Genomic DNA, 21,841 nt, shown 5'->3' with positions numbered 1-21,841 from the left:
CACGAGAGGAGAGCGTCACGGTGCATCACGCCGATGCCCACACCGAGACCGATGGCGATCCGTCCGACGCCACCGGCACCGAGGACACCCTGGAGCTGCGGCTCACCGAGGAACTCCTCGCCCTGCTCGGTGACCCCCCTGCGGCCGCGGCCGCAGGGGGTGACGCCTCCGCTCTCGTCGGCCGGCCCGGAGGGTGGAGCCCCGTCACCACCTCCGCCGGGGTGTTCCAGCTGGTCACGGTGGAACCGGAACGCGACCTGGCGGTGATCAGCCGCTGGATGAACGACCCCGCGGTCGCCGCCTTCTGGGAGCTCGCCGGACCGGATTCGGTCACGGCCGCCCACCTCGGCCGGCAGCTCGCGGGGGACGGCCGCAGCGTCCCCTGTCTGGGCGTCCTCGACGGTGTGCCCATGAGCTACTGGGAGGTCTACCGTGCCGATCTCGACCCGCTGGCCCGCCACTACCCGGCACGGCCGCACGACATGGGGGTCCATCTCCTCATCGGTGGCGTGGGCAACCGGGGACGGGGCATCGGGAGCGTCCTGCTGAGGACCGTCGCCGATCTCGTGCTCGACAACCGGCCCCTCTGCGCACGCGTCGTCGCGGAGCCGGACCTGCGCAACACCCCGTCCGTGTCCGCCTTCCTGAGCGCCGGCTTCCGCTTCTGCGCGGAAGTGGACCTTCCCGACAAGCGAGCCGCCCTGATGGTCCGTGACCGAGCCCACCGCGAACACCTGTGAACAACTCGCCGCACCGTACAGCCCGCTCGAACCCCATCGGTCCCACCCGGAGGAGTCAACGTGCCTGCATATCCCGCGAGTCACCATCAGACGGAGCCGCATACGCCGATCGACACACCGGAACTCAACCGGACCGTCTGGGACCGGGTGGCCGCGAGGCTCCTCGCCAAGATGCTCGGTGAGCTCGCCTACGAGGAGGTCGTCGAGCCAGTGCCCCGGTCCGGCGACGACGCGGGGCGGACCGGCCACTACGCCGTGCGCCTCGACGACGGGGCGACTCTGGTCTTCCACGCCAGGCGCGGCGTCTACGGCGGCTGGCGCGTCGACCCCGCGACGATCCGTGAGCTCCCCGGCGAAGGGCCCGGGGACCGGAGCGGCGACGGGACACCCTTCCGGGACCCACTGCGTTTCCTCGCCCGCGGACACCGCCTTCTGGGCCTCGACGGCGCCACGCTCGCCCACCTCATCCGCGAGCTGACCACCACACTCACCGCGGACGCCCGCCTCGACCACACCGCGCTCAGCGCGGCACAGCTCGCCGAGCTCCCCTACGCCGAGCTCGAAGGGCACCAGACCGGCCACCCCTGGCTCGTGGCGAACAAGGGACGCATCGGGTTCTCCGCCGGTGACGCGGCCCGCTTCGCACCGGAAGCCCGCTCCGCCACCACACTGCCGTGGATCGCCGTGAGCACCCGCATAGCGGACTACCGGGGAGTGGGCGGTGTCGCCACCCCCGACGACCTGTACGGCCAGGAACTCGACCCGGACGTCCGGGAGTCCTTCACCAGGATTCTGCGTGGACGCGGGCTCGACCCCGCCGACTACCTGTTCCTCCCCGTGCATCCGTGGCAGTGGGACGAATGGGTCGTCCCACTCTTCGCCCCCGCGATCGCCGGCGGCGACATCGTGCCCCTGCACCCCGACGCCGACCTCCGGCTGCCGCAGCAGTCCATCCGCACCTTCACCAACGTGGGGTGTCCCGACCGGCACACGGTCAAGCTGCCCCTGTCGATCCTCAACACCCTGGTCTGGCGCGGTCTGCCGACCGAACGCACGCTCGCCGCCCCGGCCGTCACCGCGTGGGTCCAGGGGATGTGCGAGAGCGATCCGTTCCTGCGCGACACCTGTGGCGTCATCCTTCTCGGAGAGGTCGCCTCGGTTGCCGTCGAGCATCCGCTCTACGACCATCTCCCCGAGTCGCCCTACCAGTTCAAGGAGATCCTCGGGGCGATCTGGCGGGAGCCTCTTCAGCCGCGGCTCGCCCCGGGCGAACGCGCCCGCACCCTGGCCTCGCTGCTGCACACGGACCCGGCCGGCCGCTCCTTCACCGCCGAGCTGGTCGCCCGCTCGGGACTGGCCCCGGCCGCCTGGCTGACCCGGCTCTTCGCGGCGCTCCTGCCTCCGCTCCTGCACTTCCTGTACCGCTACGGCACGGTCTTCTCCCCGCACGGTGAGAACGCCATCGTCGTCTTCGACGACAACGACGTGCCGGTGCGCCTCGCGATCAAGGACTTCGTCGACGACGTCAACGTGAGCGCCAGGCCGCTGCCCGAGCACGCGTCGATGCCGCCGGACGTCCGCGCCGTCCTGCTCACGGAGGACCCCTCCTTCCTCACCCAGTTCATCCACTCCGGACTCTTCGTGGGCGTCTTCCGCTATCTGTCCCCGCTCTGCGAGGAACAGATGGGCGTACCGGAGGGTGAATTCTGGTCACTCGTCCGTGCGGAGATCCTGAGGCACCACGGCCGCTTCCCCGACCTCAAGGAGCGGTTCGAGATCTTCGACATGCTGACGCCGACGATCGAGCGTCTGTGTCTCAACCGCAACCGTCTGCATCTGGACGGCTACCGCGACCGGCCGGAGCGCCCCCACGCCGCCGTCCACGGCGTCGTACCCAACCCGCTTCACCCCTCCGTGTGAGTCCGGGACCGGCTGCTGTTGTCAGTGGAGCGCCGTAGGGTGGACGCGCTATGACGAAGCCATCTCTCTCCGAGCTCCTCCACGCCGCCGTCACCGCTGTCGGCGGTACGGAACGGCCCGGCCAGGTCTCCATGACCGAGGCCGTCGCCGAGGCCGTCGACGACAACGCCCATCTGCTCGTCCAGGCCGGCACAGGGACGGGCAAGTCGCTCGGCTACCTGGTGCCCGCGCTGGCACACGGCGAGCGGGTGGTGGTGGCCACGGCCACACTGGCCCTCCAGCGCCAGCTGGTGGAGCGGGACCTTCCGCGCACGGTCGACGCGCTGCACCCGCTGCTGCGCCGCCGGCCGCAGTTCGCGATGCTCAAGGGCAGGTCGAACTACCTCTGTCTGCACCGGCTCCACGAGGGAGCCCCGCAGGACGAGGAGGAGGGGCTCTTCGACCAGTTCGAGGCGGCGGCGCCGTCGAGCAAACTGGGCCAGGATCTGCTGCGCCTGCGCGACTGGTCGGACGAGACGGAGACCGGCGACCGGGACGACCTGACACCCGGTGTCTCGGACCGCGCCTGGGCCCAGATCTCGGTCTCCTCGCGTGAGTGCCTCGGCGCCACCAAGTGCGCTTACGGTGCCGAATGCTTCGCGGAGGCGGCCCGTGAGCGGGCCAAGCTCGCCGATGTCGTCGTCACCAACCACGCGCTGCTCGCGATCGACGCGATCGAGGGAGCCCCGGTGCTCCCCAAGCACGAGGTGCTCATCGTCGACGAGGCCCACGAGCTGGTCTCCCGGGTCACCGGGGTGGCCACCGGCGAGCTCACCCCCGGCCAGGTGAACCGGGCGGTGCGCCGCGCGGCGAAGCTGGTCGACGAAAAGGCCGCCGACGCCCTGATGACGGCGTCGGAGGGGTTCGAGCGGGTCATGGAGCTGGCGCTCCCGGGGCGCCTCGAAGAGGTTCCGGAGGACCTCGGCTACGCGCTGATGGCTCTGCGTGACGCCGCGCGCGCGGTGATCACCGCGCTCGGTGGCACCCGCGACAAGTCCGTCCAGGACGAGGACGCGGTGCGCAAGCAGGCCATGGCGTCGGTCGAGTCCATCCACAGCGTCGCGGAGCGCATCACGCAGGGCTCCGAGTACGACGTCGTCTGGTACGAGCGCCACGACCGCTTCGGCGCCTCGGTGCGGGTCGCGCCGCTGTCGGTGTCCGGGCTGCTGCGGGAGAAGCTCTTCGCCGACCGCTCGGTGGTGCTGACCTCGGCCACGCTCAAGCTCGGCGGCGACTTCAACGGAGTGGGAGCGTCCCTGGGACTCGCTCCCGAAGGCACGGCCGGCGACGACATCCCGCAGTGGAAGGGCCTCGACGTCGGCTCGCCCTTCGACTACCCGAGGCAGGGCATCCTGTACGTCGCCCGCCACCTGGCCACGCCGGGGCGGGAGGGTTCCCGCACCGACATGCTCGACGAGCTCACGGAGCTGGTGGAGGCGGCGGGCGGCCGCACCCTGGGCCTGTTCTCGTCGATGCGGGCGGCTCAGGCGGCCGCGGAGGAGCTCCGAGGCCGGCAGGACAAGCCGATCCTGCTGCAGGGCGAGGAGACACTCGGCGAGCTGATCAAGAATTTCGCGGCGGATCCGGAGACCTGTCTGTTCGGGACGCTGTCGCTCTGGCAGGGCGTCGATGTCCCCGGTCCCAGCTGCCAGCTCGTGGTCATGGACCGGATCCCGTTCCCCCGGCCCGACGACCCGCTGATGAGCGCCCGCCAGAAGGCGGTCGAGGAAGCCGGCGGCAACGGGTTCATGGCCGTGGCGGCGACCCATGCGGCGCTGCTGATGGCACAGGGTGCCGGGCGGCTCGTCCGCGCCACGGGTGACAAGGGTGTCGTCGCGGTGCTCGATCCGCGGCTGGCCAACGCCCGGTACGGGAGCTACCTCCGTGCCTCGCTGCCCGACTTCTGGTACACCACGGACCGCAACCAGGCGAGGCGCTCGCTCGCGGCCATCGACGCGGCTGCCAAGACCACGGAGTGAACCGGCGGGCCGCGGTCGATCGAGATACGGCCCGTCAGGTGTCACGGGCGGGCCCTACCGCGCTCGGTCCGACGCCTGTGCGGTCGTAGGGCCTGTCGACTCGCGGCACGCACCGCAGACGCGTCAGAGCCCCGGGACCGGCGCAGGGGTCCCGGGGCCCAGGCCGGGCCGGCGGAGCTCAGACCCGCCGCAGCACAGCGACGACCTTGCCCAGGATCGTCGCTTCGTCACCGGGGATCGGCTGGTAGGCGGCGTTGTGCGGGAGCAGCCACACATGGCCGTCCTCGCGCTTGAAGCGCTTGACCGTGGCCTCCCCGTCGAGCATGGCGGCGACGATGTCGCCGTTCTCCGCGACGGGCTGGCGGCGGACCGTGACCCAGTCTCCGTCCATGATCGCTGCCTCGATCATCGAATCGCCGACGACCTTGAGCACGAAGAGCTCGCCGTCACCGACGAGCTGGCGGGGGAGCGGGAAGACGTCCTCGACGGACTCCTCGGCGAGGATCGGCCCACCGGCGGCGATCCGGCCGACCAGTGGCACGTACGAGGCGGCGGGCTTCCCGGTGGTGTCGGTCGGCTGCGTACTGGGCTGGTCCGAGCCCCGGACCTCGTAGGCGCGCGGCCGGTGAGGGTCGCGGCGCAGGAAGCCCTTGCGCTCCAGAGCCATCAGCTGGTGGGCCACGGACGAGGTGCTGGACAGCCCCACCGCCTGGCCGATCTCGCGCATCGACGGGGGGTATCCACGCCGCTGCACGGAATCCCGGATCACCTCGATCACGCGCCGCTGCCGGTCGGTGAGCCCCGAACTGTCCGCCCGGATTCCTGGGGGGCGGCCGGGCAGGGAGCGCGCGGGTCGCGCCGACTCTGGCCCCTCCGCGTTCATGACTGGGTCATTCATGGCATGCACCGGCTCAAGTCGGCTCTGGGAGCGGTGGTCATGGGCAGTGATGGTTGCACTGTCTGCGGTGGTGGTCACGTCGGCCCCTCTCGAGTGTTCTCCCTAGTTAGCCAACGGTAGTAGCTTTCGAAAGGTTGCGCCAAACACACGTTCGAGTGAAAAACAAATAAAGGGCTGTCACGGTCTTGCCGAGAGGTGTATGAGCTGGCGAGCGGACCTGGATCGAGCGGTGGCTCCCGGGGTCCCACGCTAGCCTCCGGCGGGTCCGGCCCCGCGTGCGGGGTGCGTGTCCCGGGCGGTCCCTGAGGCGCCTTTCCGGGCCCTGCCCGGGGCCGCGGCCGCGCGGGCCCGAGGGTCAGCCCTCCGCTCGCTTCCCGTACCCTCGTGCCGGGCCGTAGGCTGCCTCCCGGCCCCGGGGAAGCGCGACACGCGCGGGGGGCGGAGGCGGAGTAAAACCCTAGATGTAGTGGTTGCGTCGCTGTCGCCACCCACAAGTAGTGGTCCCCGGTCGGACGGGGTCTGGTTCATCGCCTATGCTTGTGACCGTCCTCAGGGGCCCTGAACAGGGCACGGAGGGCTATTCAGTCGTGCTGTGAAGGAGGGTTCGGAGACATGCACTGCCCCTTCTGCAGGCACCCCGACAGCCGGGTCGTGGACAGCCGCACGACGGACGACGGGACGTCGATCCGGCGGCGGCGTCAGTGCCCCGACTGCTCCCGTCGCTTCACGACGGTGGAGACCTGCTCGCTGATGGTGGTCAAGCGCAGCGGCGTGACCGAGCCCTTCAGTCGCACCAAGGTCATCTCGGGAGTCCGTAAGGCGTGCCAGGGCCGTCCCGTCACCGAGGACGCCCTGGCGAAGCTCGGACAGCGGGTCGAGGAGGCCGTGCGTGCCACGGGCAGCGCCGAGCTGACGACCCACGACGTGGGTCTGGCCATACTCGGCCCCCTGCAGGAACTCGACCTCGTCGCGTACCTGCGTTTCGCTTCGGTGTACCGGGCGTTCGACTCGCTCGAGGACTTCGAGGCCGCCATCGTGGAGCTCCGCGAACAGCGGCCCCGCGCAGAGCGGTGCGGGAGCGGTGAGGCCCCCGGGGTCCCCGCCCCCGCCGCGGTCGCCGCTGATTGATCATCGAGCCGGCCGCCGGAGGCGGAGGAGCCGGCGGCGGGCTGCACCAGACCTGTTCCGAGACGTGTGCGTGGCGTCCGGAGCATTCAGACACACACTGTGCCCTGGGAAGAACTGGGCACTTCAGGGCGTTTTTGCCCACATATGGGAGGCGGCATGACAGAGACGGCGAGCGGCCCGGCACGAGGTTCCCGCACCAAGGGAGCCAAGTCGACTGCGACCAAGCAGGGCCTGCGCATCGAGCGCATCCACACGACCCCCGGCGTGCATCCGTACGACGAGGTCGCGTGGGAGCGCCGTGACGTCGTCATGACCAACTGGCGCGACGGCTCGATCAACTTCGAGCAGCGTGGCGTCGAGTTCCCCGACTTCTGGTCGGTGAACGCGGTCAACATCGTCACCAGCAAGTACTTCCGGGGGGCTGTCGGCACGCCGCAGCGCGAGACCGGTCTGCGGCAGCTGATCGACCGGATCGTGAAGACGTACCGGAAGGCCGGCGAGGACTTCAGCTACTTCGCTTCCCCCGCCGACGCCGAGATCTTCGAGCACGAGCTGGCCTACGCCCTCCTGCACCAGATCTTCAGCTTCAACTCCCCGGTCTGGTTCAACGTCGGGACGCCCCAGCCGCAGCAGGTCTCGGCCTGCTTCATCCTGGCCGTCGACGACTCCATGGAGTCGATCCTCGACTGGTACAAGGAAGAGGGCATGATCTTCAAGGGCGGCTCCGGTGCCGGCCTGAACCTGTCGCGCATCCGCTCGTCCAAGGAACTGCTGTCCTCCGGCGGCAACGCCTCGGGTCCTGTCTCCTTCATGCGGGGTGCCGACGCCTCCGCAGGAACGATCAAGTCCGGTGGCGCCACCCGCCGCGCGGCCAAGATGGTCATCCTCGACGTCGACCACCCCGACATCGAGAACTTCATCGAGACCAAGGTGAAGGAGGAGGAGAAGATCCGCGCCCTGCGCGACGCGGGCTTCGACATGGACCTGGGCGGCGACGACATCACGTCCGTCCAGTACCAGAACGCCAACAACTCGGTGCGCGTGAACGACGAGTTCATGAAGGCCGTCGAGGCGGGCGGGAAGTTCGGCCTGCGCGCCCGGATGACCGGTGACGTCATCGAGGAGGTCGAGGCCAAGTCCCTCTTCCGCAAGATGGCGGAAGCCGCGTGGGCGTGTGCCGACCCCGGCATCCAGTACGACGACACCATCAACCAGTGGCACACCTGCCCGGAGTCCGGCCGCATCAACGGCTCGAACCCCTGCAGCGAGTACATGCACCTGGACAACACGTCGTGCAACCTGGCTTCGCTGAACCTCATGAAGTTCCTCAAGGACGACGGTGAGGGCCACCAGTCCTTCGAGGTCGAGCGCTTCGCGAAGGTCGTCGAGCTCGTCATCACCGCGATGGACATCTCCATCTGTTTCGCGGACTTCCCGACGCAGAAGATCGGCGAGAACACCCGCGCCTACCGCCAGCTGGGCATCGGCTACGCCAACCTGGGCGCCCTGCTGATGGCCACCGGTCACGCGTACGACAGTGACGGCGGCCGCGCGCTCGCCGGTGCCATCACCTCGCTGATGACCGGCACGTCCTACCGCCGCTCCGCCGAGCTCGCCGCGGTCGTCGGCCCGTACGACGGCTACGCCCGCAACGCCGAGCCGCACCAGCGCGTCATGAAGCAGCACTCCGACGCCAACGCCGTGGCCGTCCGCATGGACGACCTCGACGCACCGGTCTGGGCCGCCGCCACGGAGGCCTGGCAGGACGTGATCCGACTCGGCGCGAAGAACGGCTTCCGCAACGCCCAGGCCTCGGTCATCGCACCGACCGGCACCATCGGTCTCGCGATGTCCTGCGACACCACCGGTCTCGAGCCCGACCTCGCCCTGGTCAAGTTCAAGAAGCTCGTCGGCGGCGGATCGATGCAGATCGTCAACGGCACGGTCCCGCAGGCGCTGCGCCGGCTCGGCTACCAGGCGGAGCAGATCGAGGCGATCGTCGCCCACATCGCCGACCACGGCAACGTGATCGACGCCCCCGGCCTCAAGACCGAGCACTACGAGGTCTTCGACTGCGCCATGGGCGAGCGTTCCATCTCGGCCATGGGCCACGTCCGGATGATGGCGGCCATCCAGCCGTGGATCTCCGGGGCGCTGTCCAAGACGGTGAACCTGCCGGAGACGGCCACCGTCGAGGACGTCGAGGAGGTCTACTTCGAGGCGTGGAAGATGGGCGTCAAGGCGCTCGCGATCTACCGCGACAACTGCAAGGTCGGCCAGCCCCTCTCCGCCAAGACCAAGGAGAAGGAGAAGGAGGCGGTCACCGCCAAGGCCGAGGACACCATTCGGACGGCCGTCGAGAAGGTCGTCGAGTACCGCCCGGTCCGCAAGCGTCTGCCCAAGGGCCGTCCCGGCATCACCACCTCCTTCACGGTGGGTGGCGCCGAGGGGTACATGACCGCCAACTCCTACCCGGACGACGGTCTCGGCGAGGTCTTCCTGAAGATGTCCAAGCAGGGCTCCACCCTCGCCGGCATGATGGACGCCTTCTCGATCGCCGTCTCGGTCGGTCTGCAGTACGGCGTGCCGCTGGAGACCTACGTCTCCAAGTTCACGAACATGCGCTTCGAGCCGGCCGGTATGACGGACGACCCGGACGTGCGGATGGCGCAGTCGATCGTCGACTACATCTTCCGCCGCCTGGCGCTCGACTTCCTCCCGTTCGAGACGCGTTCCGCGCTCGGTATCCACTCGGCCGAGGAGCGTCAGCGCCACCTCGACACCGGTTCGTACGAGCCCGCGTTCGGGGACGAGGACCTGGAGGGCCTGGCCCAGTCCGCTCCGGTGCCCGTGGAGCCGCTGAAGGCCGTCGCCCCGTCCGAGGAGAGCGTCGCGGAGAAGCCGGCCCCCAGGGCCGCGCACACCTCGGCCGAACTGGTCGAGATGCAGCTCGGTATCAGCGCGGACGCACCGCTGTGCTTCTCGTGCGGTACGAAGATGCAGCGTGCGGGCTCCTGCTACATCTGCGAGGGCTGCGGCTCGACCAGCGGGTGCAGCTGAGCATGACCGCAGCCGCACCGGACGGAACGTCCGGTGCGGTCCGCGGGGACAGCTGATCAGCAGTTGACGAAGGGGACCGGCCGACGGCCGGTCCCCTTCGCCCTGCCGGGGCTGAGGCCCGCCCGTGTCAGCCCGCGCGGCTCCCCATCACGGCGGCGAACGAATCAGGATCGCCGTCGAATCCGCGTAGGGTCCCGAGGAAGCCCCAGGCCCCCGAGGTGTCCCGGACGAACTCCGCGACGACCGCGGCTGTGGCGGATCCCACCGACGAGAAGTCGTCCTCCGCCAGATTCGTGTAGCCCTCGCGGATCTGCACGGCCGTGTGCTCTATCCGGTCGAAGGTCTTGTGGCCGTCCCGCTGCTGGATGGCCACACCCACCACGACCCTCGCGTAGGCGTCCGACAGCCGGTCCAGTTCGAGCGTCATGACCTCGTCGAAGCCGAAGCCCTGCCCCGTCCGGCTGTCCCGGTTCAGTGTGATCGTCCCGTCCGGTGACCGGCTGTCGAAGTGCACGAGATAGGCGGGGCTGCCGTAGGGGGCGTCCGTCCCGTACGTGGCCGCGATGATGTCGAGGTCGTTGGCCGGCTCACCGGCGGCGCTGGGGTCCCATTTGACCCTCACCTCGACCTTCTCGATGTCCTTGTTGGGAGTGCTCATCACACGTGCCTCCTCGCTGCTGAACCGACGGACCTCATCCATCCTCAGATCATGTCGGTAACTGTCGGTGAAACCAACCGTGTTGGAAACGGACGTCACTTTCGGGCCATGGTGTGGCCGGGGAAGGTGCGCGGAGCGGTGCCGGCCGGCCCCCGTACGTCCGGAGCGTGACCCGCGCCGTGCCGGGCGCCGTACGATGGCGCAGTGCTGGTCAAGTGGATTCGCTGCACCGTGGTGGACCGCCACGGTTTCGAGCGGGGGCAGCGGAAGTGGGCGGGGCTGCTCGGTGAGCCGGGATTCCGGACACAGAGCGGTGGGTGGAGCCGAGGGCAGCCCGATGTCGCCCACGTGTTCGCGTTCTGGGAGAACAGGGTCTTCTACGACTCGTTCATGGCCCGAGGGCACGACCGGTTGGCCGCCCCGCAGTCCGGCATGTACAAGGACATGCAGGTCAAGCTCTTCGAGTACCGCTTCGACGTGAAGACCGGCTTCGAACCGGATTTTACGGACGCGGACGTGGTGAGGGTCGCGCACAGCCGGGTGTACGAGGACCGTGTCGACCACTTCTCGCTCGTGCAGCAACGGGTGTGGAACCCGGCCATGGCGGGTTCCCCGGGAATGCTGCGCGGAGTCTTCGGAGAAGCTCCGGGCCCTGAGTTCCTGGTGCTGTCCATGTGGCAGTCGAGCGCGGAACGCGGCAAGTACCGGCCCCGGAGCGCCGCCCGGCTCGCGGCGCGGGCGGAGACGGAACGGGACGTCGAGGCGCTCACCGGGGACGTGGTGCAGCTCGAACCGTCATGGACGGTCTGACGCGCGCCCCAGGACGGTTCCCTTGGTCACATACGCTCGATGGGGTCCGCGCAATTGCTCGATCGTGTCGGGCGGCATCTAGGGTCGGTACATGGCACGACCGCAGCGCATCGTCCTCGTCCGGCACGGTGAGTCCGAGGGCAATGCAGACGACACGGTCTACGAACGCGAGCCCGACCACGCTCTGAAGCTCACGGCGAAGGGCCTGGACCAGGCGCGGGCCGCAGGCTCCCGGCTGCGTGAGACCTTCGGCGGCGAGCGTGTGAGCGTCTACATCTCGCCCTACCGGCGCACCCACGAGACCTTCAGGGCCTTCGGCCTCGAAGCGGAACTCGTGCGTGTCAGGGAGGAGCCCCGGCTGCGCGAGCAGGACTGGGGCAACTGGCAGGACCGTGAGGACGTCAGACTGCAGAAGGTCTACCGGGACGCCTACGGGCACTTTTTCTACCGGTTCGCACAGGGCGAGTCCGGGGCTGACGTGTACGACCGGGTGGACGCGTTCCTGGAGAGCCTCCACCGCAGCTTCGAGGCGCCCGACCATCCGCCGAACGTCCTGCTGGTCACACACGGGCTGACGATGAGGCTCTTCTGCATGCGCTGGTTCCACTGGTCGGTGGCGGAGTTCGAGTCCCTGTCCAATCCTGGGAACGGCGAATCCCGGACACTGCTGCTCGGCGAGGACGGCCGCTATACGCTCGACCGGCCCTTCGAGCAGTGGCGCACCCCTGAGCCGTACGGCAGCACCGGATAGAGTGGCAGAGCGATGACCGCTGACTCCGCTTACGACCGCTTCGAACGCGCTCTGGCCAGCCTGCGTGGACTGTCCGTGGGAGATGCCCTCGGCTCCCAGTTCTTCGTCCCGGCCAATTACCCCCTGCTCAAGAACCGGACCCTGCCGCCCGGCGACTGGCAGTGGACCGACGACACCGAGATGGCCTCGTCCGTGCTCGCGGTGCTTGCCGCACACGAGCGCGTCGACCAGGACGCGCTCGCCCACTCCTTCGCACGGCACCATGACTTCGACCGGGGCTACGGGCCCGCGGTGAACCGGCTGCTCAGGCTGGTCAGGGAGGGTGGGGACTGGCGCGAGCTGGCGTCCGCGCTCTTCCAGGGCCAGGGTTCGTGGGGGAACGGTTCGGCGATGCGTATCGCGCCGCTGGGCGCCTGGTACGCGGACGACCCGGAGCAGGCCACCCATCAGGCCGAGGTCTCCTCGTACACCACGCATCAGCACCGCGAAGCCGTGGTGGGAGCCATGGCCGTCGCGGCGGCGGCCGCTCTCGTCGCCGCGCCCGGGCGGCCTCCGACGCCGGAGGCCCTGATCGACGGCGTGGTCGCCCTGATTCCGCGCAGCGCGGTCGGCGCAGGGCTGCGACGGGCGCGCGACATGCTCGACTACGGGGACGCCGGGACGGTCGCGGCGGTGCTCGGCAACGGACGTCGCACGAGTGCGCACGACACGGTGCCGTTCGCCCTCTGGTCCGCGGCACGGAGCCTCGGCGACTTCGAACAGGCCTTCTGGGCGACGGCTCAGGCGGGCGGCGACGTGGACACCACCTGTGCCATCGTCGGCGGAATCGTCGCCGCCGAACCGGTCGGCGCTCCTCCGGCCGACTGGCTGGCCCGGACGGAAGAACTGCCCGAATGGCTTCCACCGGGCCCGGTGCGCCGCTGAGACCAGGGCTCCCCCTGTGGGCTGCTGAGTACGAGGTTCCGTTCGGGATGCTGAGCACGAGGTCTTCGGAAGGCTGCTGAGCACCAGGTCTCCGATGAGCTGCTGAGTACCAGGATTCCGGTGAGTTGCTGACGGTCCGACGACGCGCTGCACAGTCGGGACCTCCACCGGGCCCCGCGCTTCCCTTGTCACGGTCCTGCCACAGCGCCGGCCCTGGTCGGCCGAACGCCCCGGGCGGGACTTACTCTTTCGCCCACGCCGCCCTCATCGATCTTGGTGGGCGTGCGCCTAGAGACGCCGGGGCCGACGCGCCGCGATGTGGCCGTGCGAGCGGACCTCGGTGAGGGAGGGGTCCCATGTCCGAACAGTCGTCCGATGCGTCCAGCAGGCCCGATGCGTCCGACAAGCCCGATGCGTCACCGGAGCCCGGTGACGCGGGACAGCCCGCGTCCGGCACCGCGCCCGAGCCGGGGAGCGACGCGGTGGGGGCCGTCGTATCACCGCGGCCCGGTGACGCGGACGCTTCCGACGGCGCGGGCGCTGCCGGTGATGCGGTGGGTTCGGGTGATGCGGGCGCTGCCGGTGATGCGGTGGGTTCCGGTGATGCGGTGGGTTCCGCTCCCGAGCCGGGTTCCGAGGAGCCCGCCAGGACGAGGGCGGCGGCCGGGGCGGCGCAGACTTCCGGTCGGCCGGTACCCACGCAGAACGCCGGTCCGGACGTGCCGAAGGTGCCCGCCCAGCCCCGGCCCGCGCAGCCGGCGGACGTCTGGCAGCGCCGGGGGCAGCAGCAGCCGCCCGGCGTGCTGACCCGGCTGCGTGCCGCGTCCCCGCCCGCGATCGGAGTGGGCACCCTCTGGTCGGTCTTCGCCACGGCCCTTCTGAGTGCCCTGCTGCTCGGCGACGGCCTGGGGGCGAACCTTCTGATCGTGGCTGTTCCCGCAGCCCTGGGGGCCTTCTTCGCCGCCCGCTCGGCGGGACGCCGGTTGCGGCCCTGGACCGCGGTCTGGGCGCTCGGCGGCCTGGCGCTCCTGGCGATCCCCGCCCTCCGCGACGCGGGGTGGCCGGTCTTCCTCGCCGTGGTGTCGGCCCTCGCCCTGGGTTCGCTCGCCCTGCACGGAAGCCGCAGCTGGCCAGGTGTGCTGCTCGGGTCGGTGGGCCTCGTCCCCTCGGTGGCGGGTGGGGCGCGCTGGGGGTGGCGCGGGGTGCGTGCCAGGGCGGACGACTCCCGCGGCCGGGTGCGCACAGTGGCGCGAACCACGGCGGTGGCCGTCGTCCTGCTCGTCGTGTTCGGCGCACTCTTCGCTTCAGCGGACGCCGCCTTCGCCGATCTGCTGGGCGGCCTCATCCCCGACGTGTCGATCGGTGACAGTCCCTGGCGTGTCTTCCTCTTCGTCCTCGGCCTCCTCGGGGCCCTCGCCGCCGCCTACAGTGCCGCGGCGCCGGTGCACTGGGACAACATCACCGTCCGCCCGGGCAAGGCCCGTAACAGGGCGGAGTGGGCGCTGCCGCTGATCGTGCTCAACCTGCTCTTCGCCGTTTTCATCGGACTCCAGCTGGTCGTTCTCCTGGGCGGGTACGACAAGGTGCTGGAAGAGACCGGCCTGAAGCCCGCCGAGTACGCACGACAGGGCTTCTGGCAGCTGCTGTGGGCCACCGTGCTGACCCTGCTCGTCATCGCGCTCGCCCTGCGCTGGGCCCCGCGGGGCAGACCAGGCGACCGGACGCTGGTCCGGAGCGTCCTCGGGGTCCTGTGCGTGCTCACGCTCGTCGTCGTGGCCTCCGCGCTGCGGCGCATGGACCTCTACGTGGACGCCTTCGGCCTGACCAGGCTCAGGATCTCCGTGGCCGCCGTCGAGCTCTGGCTCGGCGTGGTGCTGGTCCTCATCCTCGCGGCCGGAGTGTTCGGTGCCAGGCTGCTGCCGCGCGCCATCGTGGTGAGCGCCGCCGCCGGTGTGCTCGCCTTCGGGCTGATCTCGCCCGACGGGCTGATCGCCGAACAGAACGTCCAGCGGTACGGCAGCGGCGGGACGATCGACATCGAGTACCTCAAGGGGCTCTCCGCAGATGCCGTGCCGGCTCTGGACGGGCTGCCCGAACCACTGAGGTCGTGCGCCCTCGAGGACTTCCAGCGTGACCTCGCCCTCCCGGACGCTCCCTGGTACTCCACCAGCTGGGGCGAAGTCAGGGCCCGGGACATCCTCGAGGAGCACCCGGCGGAGAGCCACGGGGTCAAGTGCTACGACCTCGGCCGGGATGCCGACGAGCGGGACGGCTACGAGGAGGAGGACTCCTACGACCCGTACTGAGCGATGTCCCCCGGCCCCACCGAGCGCGGGACCGCCGGTTCTCGTCCGTAGTCACCCGCCGACACGAAGTTACCCGCCGGCACCCCGAGTCCTGGAACAACCCCTTGAGCGAGTGGTGTTCGAGGGGACTCTCCCGCGGGGACGGCCGACGGCGCAGGGGTGATCGGCACCCGGTGGGGGAGAGCTCGGCGACCAGTCGCCCTGCCCCCGGCTGAGTCGGCCCCGGGCCGGGGGCACCCAGTACGTGATGTTCGCTCCTGCGATGACGGGGTCGGGGACATGTTGGTGGGTGTGCGTCCCAGGTGGACGCAGGCGGTCGGACCGAGCTCTCGTAAGGGGCTGTGTAATGCGGTGAGGACCGCCTCGGCTCCTGGGTGCGGGCCATCGGCGCATGATTTTCGGTAGCGGAGATCGATCACACCGGTATGTGCAGAAGTGAAAGTCTGGGCCTGGGTGCAGGATGCGTGACGACCGGGCCGCGAAGCCGGTCGTCACGCCACGGCGCGGTCGCACCCCCGCAGCGACACCTTGTCCCCGCTCACCGTTCGCGGTGTCCCGGACGTGGCCGGACACAGGCCGGAGCGACGGACGGTGCCCCGGGGTGTTCTTGCCGTGGCCATCGGCGTAACCTGGCATGCGCCATGCCGTACGAACCACCCACGCACACCGTCGAGCGCTCACTGCGCGCCACATCCGGTGCCAGGACCGTCGCCGGTGTCGACGAGGTCGGACGCGGAGCGTGGGCCGGCCCCGTCACCGTGTGCGCGGCCGTCACCGGTCTCCGCAGACCCCCCGAGGGCCTCACCGACTCCAAGCTGCTCACCCCCAAGCGCCGGGCAGAACTCGCCCCGACGCTCGAGAAGTGGGTCACGGCCTACGGGCTGGGGCACGCGTCACCACTGGAGATCGATGACCTCGGCATGACCGCGGCGCTGCGTCTCGCGGCCGTAAGGGCGCTCGAAGCGCTGCCCGTTCGGCCTGACGCCGTGATCCTCGACGGCAAGCACGACTACCTCGGCCCGCCCTGGAACGTCCGCACCGTGATCAAGGGCGACCAGTCCTGCGTCGCCGTCGCCGCGGCCTCGGTGATCGCCAAGGTCCACCGGGACACGCTGATGGCCGAACTGGGCGCGGAAACGGGGCAGTACACAGACTTCGCCTTCGGTGCGAACGCCGGTTATCCGTCACCGGTACACCGGGCAGCACTGGAGGAGCGGGGGCCTACGCCTCACCATCGCCTCAGCTGGGCCTATCTCGACGCGCTGCCGAGGTGGCAGCACCTGAAGAAGGTCCGATTCTCCGCCGAGGCGGCGGCACTGGAAAGCGGGGGCCAGCTCGGCTTCGACTTCTGATCGCGCAGGCGCAACCCGTCCGCCGACACCTTCGCGTCGGCGGCGACAGACAACCATTCATGCCTCTCACCCCCGAGGAGCCTCAGATTCCCGAGAGCGCCCAGGGTCCCCGCGTAGCTCCGGCCGCCGGCCGCACCGCGCCGACCCCCCGTCCCGTCCCCGGCCCGCGTTCCGCGGCCACACCGCGTCCCGGAACCCCGGGCCGCAGCCCCGTGCGGCCCGCGCCCCCGGCGCAGCGCCCGCACCACACCCCCGCCTCTCCGGCTGTACCGGCTCCTGCCGGACGGAAGGGGACTGAGGCGACTTCCGTAGTACAGCTCCAGCTGATCCCTGCGACGGCGGAAGGCGCGGTCGACGCTGCCGACGAAGCCGTCGACCTGCTGCTCGACTCCGGTCAGGCACCCGGCGGCATCCTGGTGCTCACCACCGGTGAGCAGCACCCCTGGGCCGCTCACGAACTCTCCTTCGGAGAGGCCGCGTACTGGGCCCAGCACGACGCGGGTGACGACGTCTTCTTCGCCCGCACGGCGAACGCCGACCGTTGCGCCTCCCGTTCCGTCGTCGTTGTCGCCGTCAACGGAGAGCTCGACGAAGCGGCTGCCCGCGCGCTGTCCGGTCTGCGGGAGCGAGCCGGTGCGCTGCTGATCGTGTGCGGAGACCCGCAGAAGATCAACTCCGTGCTGGGCGCGGCGGTCTGAGCCGTTCGTCCGTGGGTCCCGGCCGTCTGTGAGGACGTCCGGGACCCACGTCCTGTTTCATCGTGCGGCGCTCCGCCGCAGTGCCTCTGCGGCCCCGCCGCCGGTGCGCAGCGGAACGAGGTCATGGTCGGTGGAGGTGTCCGCCAGGGCCGACGGACTGGACAGCAGCGTCGGTCTGCGACCGCCCCGGCCCTCGCCGAGCACCTGCCAACCTCCGCGCGTCAGAGTGATGTAGGCCCCGCAACGAAGACCGTGCAGTGTGCAGGCGTCTCTGAGCCCCCACATCCACGCACCGTCCTCCTCCGTCCAGCGCTCGTCGCCCTCACGGCAGTAGAGCAGGACTGCGGTGCGCACCGGGGTGCGGCGGCGCAGGTCGTGCGGTATCACCCGGCGCAAGTGCGCCAGCAGGGCGTTCCGGAACTCCCAGCCGTCCGGGGGCATGGTGGACCGTCGGACGAACGAGGCGCTGGCTGTGAGGCGTTCCTCGTGGTCGAGCACGGCGACGACCGCGGTGGCCGGGGTCGGCCGGTGTCGTGCGTGGAGCCCACTGACGACCTCACGCGGACTGCGCAGCAGAGGTATGCCCGCCGCGGCCCACTCGGCCGGTTCGAGCAATCGGGCGAGGTGGTTGACGGAGCCCGCGGACGCCGACAGTGAAGTGGCTGCGGACGGAGCGAATCCGAAGGTCACGGTCCTCCCTTCGCTACGCGCCCACGATGCGGGCAGGGTCGAGTGAGGGCGCGCCGCGGCACAGCCCTTCCGGGCCCGCTGGAAGACCGTGCGGGGAGCGACTCCAATTCTTCCTGTCGTATCGGCAGGCGGCAACGAGCAATTGGCTCGGCTGACGGGTATCTGACGGAATGACACGGATATCCCTGCCCGTTTCGGTGACGAGCAAAGCCAGGTGTCAGGCCTGAACCGCGAGGACCAGCGGAAACACCCCCTCCGCTCCCGCCCGTCGGAGCAGTCGTGCCGCCACGGCCAGTGTCCATCCGGTGTCCGAGAGGTCGTCGACGAGCAGCACGGGCCCTCCCGCCGCCGTGAGTGCCTCCGCGAGTGCGGGCTCCACGACCAGGCTCTCGTGCAGCGTCTTCACCCGCTGGGCGCTGTTGGTCTGCGAGATCCGCAGATCCTCGCCACCCGGGGCGTAGGTGACCGTACCCAGCAGAGGCATCCGTCCGACCTCGGCGATGCGGCTGCCGAGTGAGTGGACCAACTGCGGCCTCCGGCGCGAGGCGATCGTGACGACACCCACCGGCCGGGGAGCCGCGTCCGGCCCCCCGGACGCCCAGCCGCCGGGGCCCTTCGCCCAGTCCGCGATCACCGTGACCACCGCGCTCGACACGTCGTCGGGAACGGGAGCGTCCTGCGCCTGGGGCGCGAGCAGCGGACGGAGCCTGTTGCCCCAGCCGATGTCCGAGAGCCTGCCCAGGGCCCGGCCCGGGCGGGCAAGTTCGCCCGCCGGGATCCGGCCCTTGAGATCGACACCCACCGCTGAGAGTCCCGTGGGCCACATCTTGCGCGGCTCCACCTCCACCCCGGGCCTGCCCAGCTCACCGCGCGCTCCGTCGAGAGCGGCCGTGGAGACCTTGTCGTCGAAACGCGCACCCGCGCAGTTGTCACAGCGTCCGCAGGCGGTGGCCTCGTCGTCGTCCAGCTGGCGCCGGAGGAACTCCATGCGGCAGCCGGTCGCCGACGCGTAGTCGCGCATGGACTGCTGTTCGGCGGCCCGCTGCCGCGCGACCCAGGCGTAGCGCTCCGAGTCATAGACCCACGGCTCGCCCGTGGAGATCCAGCCGCCCTTGACCCGCTTCACCGCACCGTCGACGTCCAGCACCTTGAGCATCGTCTCCAGGCGGGTGCGCCGCAGGTCGACCAGCGGTTCCATGGCGGGCAGTGACAAGGGACGGCCGGCCTGGGCGAGGACATCGAGAGTCCGGCGGACCTGCTCCTCCGGGGGGAAGGCGACGGAGGCGAAGTACTGCCAGATGGCTTCGTCCTCCTTGCCCGGGAGCAGCAGCACCTCGGCATGCTCGACGCCGCGGCCCGCGCGACCGACCTGCTGGTAGTAGGCGATGGGCGAGGACGGCGATCCCACGTGCACGACGAACCCGAGGTCCGGCTTGTCGAAGCCCATGCCGAGCGCGGACGTGGCCACCAGGGCCTTGACCCGGTTGGCCAGGAGATCGTCCTCGGCCTGTTGCCGGTCGGCGTTCTCCGTCCTGCCGGTGTACGAGGCGACCGGGTGCCCGCACTGGCGCAGATAGGCGGTGATCTCCTCGGCGGCTGCGACGGTGAGCGTGTAGATGATGCCCGAGCCCGGCAACTCCCCGAGATGGTCACCCAGCCAGGCGAGACGGTGCGCGGCGTCGGTCAGTTGCAGTACCCCGAGGCTGAGGCTCTCCCGGTCCAGAGGGCCCCGCAGCACCAGGGCGTCGGTGCCCGCCCCGGTGCCCAGCTGCTCCGCGACGTCCGCGGTCACACGGGCGTTGGCGGTGGCCGTCGTGGCGAGCACGGGGACGCCCGCGGGAAGATCGGCGAGCATGGTCCGAAGTCTCCGGTAGTCCGGGCGGAAGTCGTGGCCCCAGTCGGAGATGCAGTGCGCCTCGTCGACCACCAGCAGGCCCGTCGCAGCGGCCAGACGAGGCAGCACCTGGTCGCGGAAATCGGGGTTGTTGAGTCGCTCCGGACTGACCAGGAGGACATCCACCTCGCCGGCCGCCACCTCTGCCTGGACCGTGTCCCATTCCTCCGTGTTGGAGGAGTTGATCGTGCGGGCGCTGATACCGGCCCTGGCCGCCGCCGCCACCTGGTTGCGCATCAGGGCGAGCAGCGGCGAGACGATCACCGTCGGCCCGCTCCCCTGCGCGCGCAGCAGTGACGTGGCCACGAAATACACCGCGGACTTGCCCCATCCCGTCCGCTGGACGACCAGGGCTCTGCGCCTGTCGGCGACGAGGGCCTCGATGGCCCGCCACTGGTCCTCGCGCAGCCGGGCGGTGCCGGTGGCGTCCCCGACCAGTCGGGCGAGTACGGAGTCGGCCGAGGCCCTGAGCTCTGCGCGGTCTGCGTTGGTCATGCCCCCATGCAACCCGATGCCTACGACAAACCGCGAACGGTGGCCGACCCCCTGTGGACAAAGTTATCCACAGGGGTCGCGCGAATCGGCGGCCCGGGGGACGGTCGTGCCATGAACAAGCACGATGCAACCACCGGACCGTCCGACGTGCAGCAGATCACCCTGCGCGGCCCCGCAGAGCTTGCCGACGCCCTGCCGTATCTCATGGGCTTCCACCCGAACGACAGCGTGGTCATGGTGGCCCTGCACGGAGGCCGGGGCCGCTTCGGGGGCAGGCTCAGGCTGGGCATCCCCAAGGATCCGGAGGAGTGGGCGCCGGTCGCCGACCAGCTGGCGCAGAGCCTGATCGCGGGGAGCGAGCGGCGTGAGTCACGTCCCGACGCGATCGTCGTCTTCCTCTGCCAGGACCCGGTCGAGGGTGAGAGCGCTCCTCAGGCCATGGAGCGGCTGAGGCCGCTCGCGCAGCGCCTGCGCACGGCCTGCGGGGCGCTCGACGTTCCCGTGCTCGAGGCGCTGTGCATCTCCGACGGCCGCTACTGGTCCTACTGCTGTCCCGATGCCCGGTGCTGTCCGGCCGAGGGCAACCCGCTGGCGCTCCCCGGCACCACGGTGATGGCGGCCGCCGCCGCGTACGCCGGGGTCCAGGTGCGCGGATCACTGAGGGACATGGAGGCGCGGCTCACGCCGTGGGAATCCGTGGCGGCACAGGAACAGGAGCTGGCTCTGGACTCGGCGGGCGCCGTGCTGGTCTCCCGCATCCTCGACGTGGACGGCCGCGGAGAGGTGGCGAGGGAGACCTTGCGGCTCGCGCGTGAGCTCATGGAACGCCTCGGGAGCGCACCGGCGGCGGTACCCGTCGAGGCGGACAGCAGCGACGACGGTCTGATCGCCCATGGTGAGGCGGCGGCCGTGATCCTCGGGCTGCAGGACCGTGAGACGAGGGACCGGGCCGCCGAGTGGATGGAGGGCCGCGAGGCCGAGACGGCGCTGCGGCTGTGGCGAGCCCTCGCCCGTCGGTGCGTCGGCCCGTACGTGGAACACGCCGCCGCTCCGCTCACACTGGCCGGCTGGGTCTCCTGGTCCAGCGGCGACGAGGCGGCTGCCAGGGTGGCGCTGGGGCTCGCTCTGCGGGCCGACCCCGACTACACGTTCGCTCAGCTGTTGCACCAGGCGTGCAATCAGGGCCTGGACCCGGAAACCCTGCGTCGCTGTCTCCGCGGGGAGCGTGTGCTGCGCGACGGGACCGGGGGCGACACCGCCGCCGGGCAGCGGGGCGGAGGGCGGGCGGAGCGTCGGAACAAGCCGCGGCCGGGGCGCGCACCGGCCGGGAAGCGGAGGGGCGGCACAGCGCACCGGCGGGCACCAGGTGGCGCCTCCCGTCCGGCGCCGGTCGCGGGCCGGGCCGGGGACACGCGACCGCTGGGGCAGCGCGGAGCCAGGAGCCGCGATTGAGCGACCGCCTTCCGCAAGGTGGGCGAAGTCCCGTGCCGGTCTTGTCG

Annotated in this window: 16 protein-coding genes; 12 read left to right on the top strand and 4 right to left on the bottom strand. The window is 70.5% G+C overall.

What is annotated here, in order from left to right; genetic code table 11:
• The first annotated feature begins 20 nt into the window (after positions 1–20).
• The 3 genes from LWJ43_RS07780 to LWJ43_RS07770 are packed head-to-tail and all read left to right on the top strand — an operon-like array spanning position 21 to position 4,678.
• The gene (locus LWJ43_RS07780) at positions 21–740 is read left to right on the top strand and encodes a GNAT family N-acetyltransferase (RefSeq protein ID WP_277331567.1); all 720 of its coding nucleotides are present in this window, start codon (positions 21–23) and stop codon (positions 738–740) included.
• Between the two features lie 60 nt (positions 741–800).
• Positions 801–2,660 (top strand): IucA/IucC family protein, encoded by a 1,860-nt coding sequence (locus LWJ43_RS07775; RefSeq protein WP_277331566.1) that lies wholly within the window; start codon positions 801–803, stop codon positions 2,658–2,660.
• A gap of 50 nt (positions 2,661–2,710) precedes the next feature.
• Entirely contained in the window at positions 2,711–4,678 is a 1,968-nt protein-coding gene (locus LWJ43_RS07770) for an ATP-dependent DNA helicase (protein WP_277331565.1), read from the top strand.
• Between the two features lie 178 nt (positions 4,679–4,856).
• Here the strand turns inward: LWJ43_RS07770 and lexA are convergent, their stop codons facing one another.
• Positions 4,857–5,654 (bottom strand): transcriptional repressor LexA, encoded by a 798-nt coding sequence (gene lexA / locus LWJ43_RS07765; protein ID WP_277331564.1) that lies wholly within the window; start codon positions 5,652–5,654, stop codon positions 4,857–4,859.
• Positions 5,655–6,188: 534 nt separating this feature from the next.
• On the opposite strand from lexA, the gene nrdR reads away from it, so the two are divergent.
• Both nrdR and LWJ43_RS07755 read left to right on the top strand, forming a co-directional pair.
• A complete protein-coding gene (gene nrdR / locus LWJ43_RS07760) occupies positions 6,189–6,704 on the top strand; it encodes a transcriptional regulator NrdR (RefSeq protein WP_277331563.1) in 516 nt (171 codons plus the stop codon).
• Between the two features lie 156 nt (positions 6,705–6,860).
• A complete protein-coding gene (locus LWJ43_RS07755; protein WP_277331562.1) occupies positions 6,861–9,764 on the top strand; it encodes a vitamin B12-dependent ribonucleotide reductase in 2,904 nt (967 codons plus the stop codon).
• Positions 9,765–9,891: 127 nt separating this feature from the next.
• On the opposite strand, the gene LWJ43_RS07750 is transcribed toward LWJ43_RS07755, so the two are convergent.
• Complete coding sequence (locus tag LWJ43_RS07750) at positions 9,892–10,422, bottom strand: TerD family protein (RefSeq protein WP_277331561.1); 531 nt, start codon at positions 10,420–10,422, stop codon at positions 9,892–9,894.
• A gap of 204 nt (positions 10,423–10,626) precedes the next feature.
• Here LWJ43_RS07750 and LWJ43_RS07745 point away from each other — a divergent pair, with 204 nt between their 5' ends.
• The 6 genes from LWJ43_RS07745 (at position 10,627) to LWJ43_RS07720 (ending at position 17,263) form a co-directional block, all read left to right on the top strand.
• Positions 10,627–11,232, top strand: coding sequence for a YdbC family protein (locus tag LWJ43_RS07745; RefSeq protein ID WP_277331560.1), 606 nt, complete (start codon positions 10,627–10,629; stop codon positions 11,230–11,232).
• A 91-nt stretch (positions 11,233–11,323) separates the two neighbouring features.
• Complete coding sequence (locus tag LWJ43_RS07740; RefSeq protein WP_277331559.1) at positions 11,324–11,983, top strand: histidine phosphatase family protein; 660 nt, start codon at positions 11,324–11,326, stop codon at positions 11,981–11,983.
• A 12-nt stretch (positions 11,984–11,995) separates the two neighbouring features.
• Positions 11,996–12,907: an ADP-ribosylglycohydrolase family protein gene (locus LWJ43_RS07735; protein WP_277331558.1), complete on the top strand. Its 912-nt coding sequence runs from the start codon at positions 11,996–11,998 to the stop codon at positions 12,905–12,907.
• A 356-nt stretch (positions 12,908–13,263) separates the two neighbouring features.
• Positions 13,264–15,213, top strand: coding sequence for a DUF4153 domain-containing protein (locus LWJ43_RS07730; protein WP_277331557.1), 1,950 nt, complete (start codon positions 13,264–13,266; stop codon positions 15,211–15,213).
• A 641-nt stretch (positions 15,214–15,854) separates the two neighbouring features.
• A complete protein-coding gene (locus LWJ43_RS07725; protein WP_277331556.1) occupies positions 15,855–16,565 on the top strand; it encodes a ribonuclease HII in 711 nt (236 codons plus the stop codon).
• 59 nt (positions 16,566–16,624) lie between these two features.
• On the top strand, positions 16,625–17,263 hold the full coding sequence (locus LWJ43_RS07720; protein ID WP_277331555.1) for a hypothetical protein: 639 nt from the start codon (positions 16,625–16,627) through the stop codon (positions 17,261–17,263).
• A 57-nt stretch (positions 17,264–17,320) separates the two neighbouring features.
• Here LWJ43_RS07720 and LWJ43_RS07715 read toward each other — a convergent pair whose 3' ends face one another.
• On the bottom strand, positions 17,321–17,953 hold the full coding sequence (locus LWJ43_RS07715; RefSeq protein WP_277331554.1) for a hypothetical protein: 633 nt from the start codon (positions 17,951–17,953) through the stop codon (positions 17,321–17,323).
• Between the two features lie 217 nt (positions 17,954–18,170).
• Positions 18,171–20,342, bottom strand: coding sequence for a RecQ family ATP-dependent DNA helicase (locus tag LWJ43_RS07710; protein WP_277331553.1), 2,172 nt, complete (start codon positions 20,340–20,342; stop codon positions 18,171–18,173).
• 111 nt (positions 20,343–20,453) lie between these two features.
• Between LWJ43_RS07710 and LWJ43_RS07705 the strand changes: the two genes are divergently transcribed.
• Entirely contained in the window at positions 20,454–21,794 is a 1,341-nt protein-coding gene (locus tag LWJ43_RS07705) for a DUF4192 family protein (RefSeq protein WP_277331552.1), read from the top strand.
• Positions 21,795–21,841 lie beyond the last annotated feature (47 nt).

Origin of the sequence: Streptomyces sp. JH34, from assembly GCF_029428875.1 — a bacterium.
In the GTDB taxonomy this organism is placed as follows: domain Bacteria; phylum Actinomycetota; class Actinomycetes; order Streptomycetales; family Streptomycetaceae; genus Streptomyces.
This window is presented reverse-complemented; position numbering and strand designations above follow the sequence as displayed.

Coding starts and splice junctions, on each gene's coding strand:
- LWJ43_RS07770 (WP_277331565.1), top strand. CDS start 2,711: ATGACGAAGCCATCTCTCTCCGAGCTCCTCCACGCCGCCGTCACCGCT.
- nrdR (WP_277331563.1), top strand. CDS start 6,189: ATGCACTGCCCCTTCTGCAGGCACCCCGACAGCCGGGTCGTGGACAGC.
- LWJ43_RS07755 (WP_277331562.1), top strand. CDS start 6,861: ATGACAGAGACGGCGAGCGGCCCGGCACGAGGTTCCCGCACCAAGGGA.
- LWJ43_RS07750 (WP_277331561.1), bottom strand. CDS start 10,422: ATGAGCACTCCCAACAAGGACATCGAGAAGGTCGAGGTGAGGGTCAAA.
- LWJ43_RS07740 (WP_277331559.1), top strand. CDS start 11,324: ATGGCACGACCGCAGCGCATCGTCCTCGTCCGGCACGGTGAGTCCGAG.
- LWJ43_RS07735 (WP_277331558.1), top strand. CDS start 11,996: ATGACCGCTGACTCCGCTTACGACCGCTTCGAACGCGCTCTGGCCAGC.
- LWJ43_RS07730 (WP_277331557.1), top strand. CDS start 13,264: ATGTCCGAACAGTCGTCCGATGCGTCCAGCAGGCCCGATGCGTCCGAC.
- LWJ43_RS07725 (WP_277331556.1), top strand. CDS start 15,855: ATGCCGTACGAACCACCCACGCACACCGTCGAGCGCTCACTGCGCGCC.
- LWJ43_RS07720 (WP_277331555.1), top strand. CDS start 16,625: ATGCCTCTCACCCCCGAGGAGCCTCAGATTCCCGAGAGCGCCCAGGGT.
- LWJ43_RS07710 (WP_277331553.1), bottom strand. CDS start 20,342: ATGACCAACGCAGACCGCGCAGAGCTCAGGGCCTCGGCCGACTCCGTA.
- LWJ43_RS07705 (WP_277331552.1), top strand. CDS start 20,454: ATGAACAAGCACGATGCAACCACCGGACCGTCCGACGTGCAGCAGATC.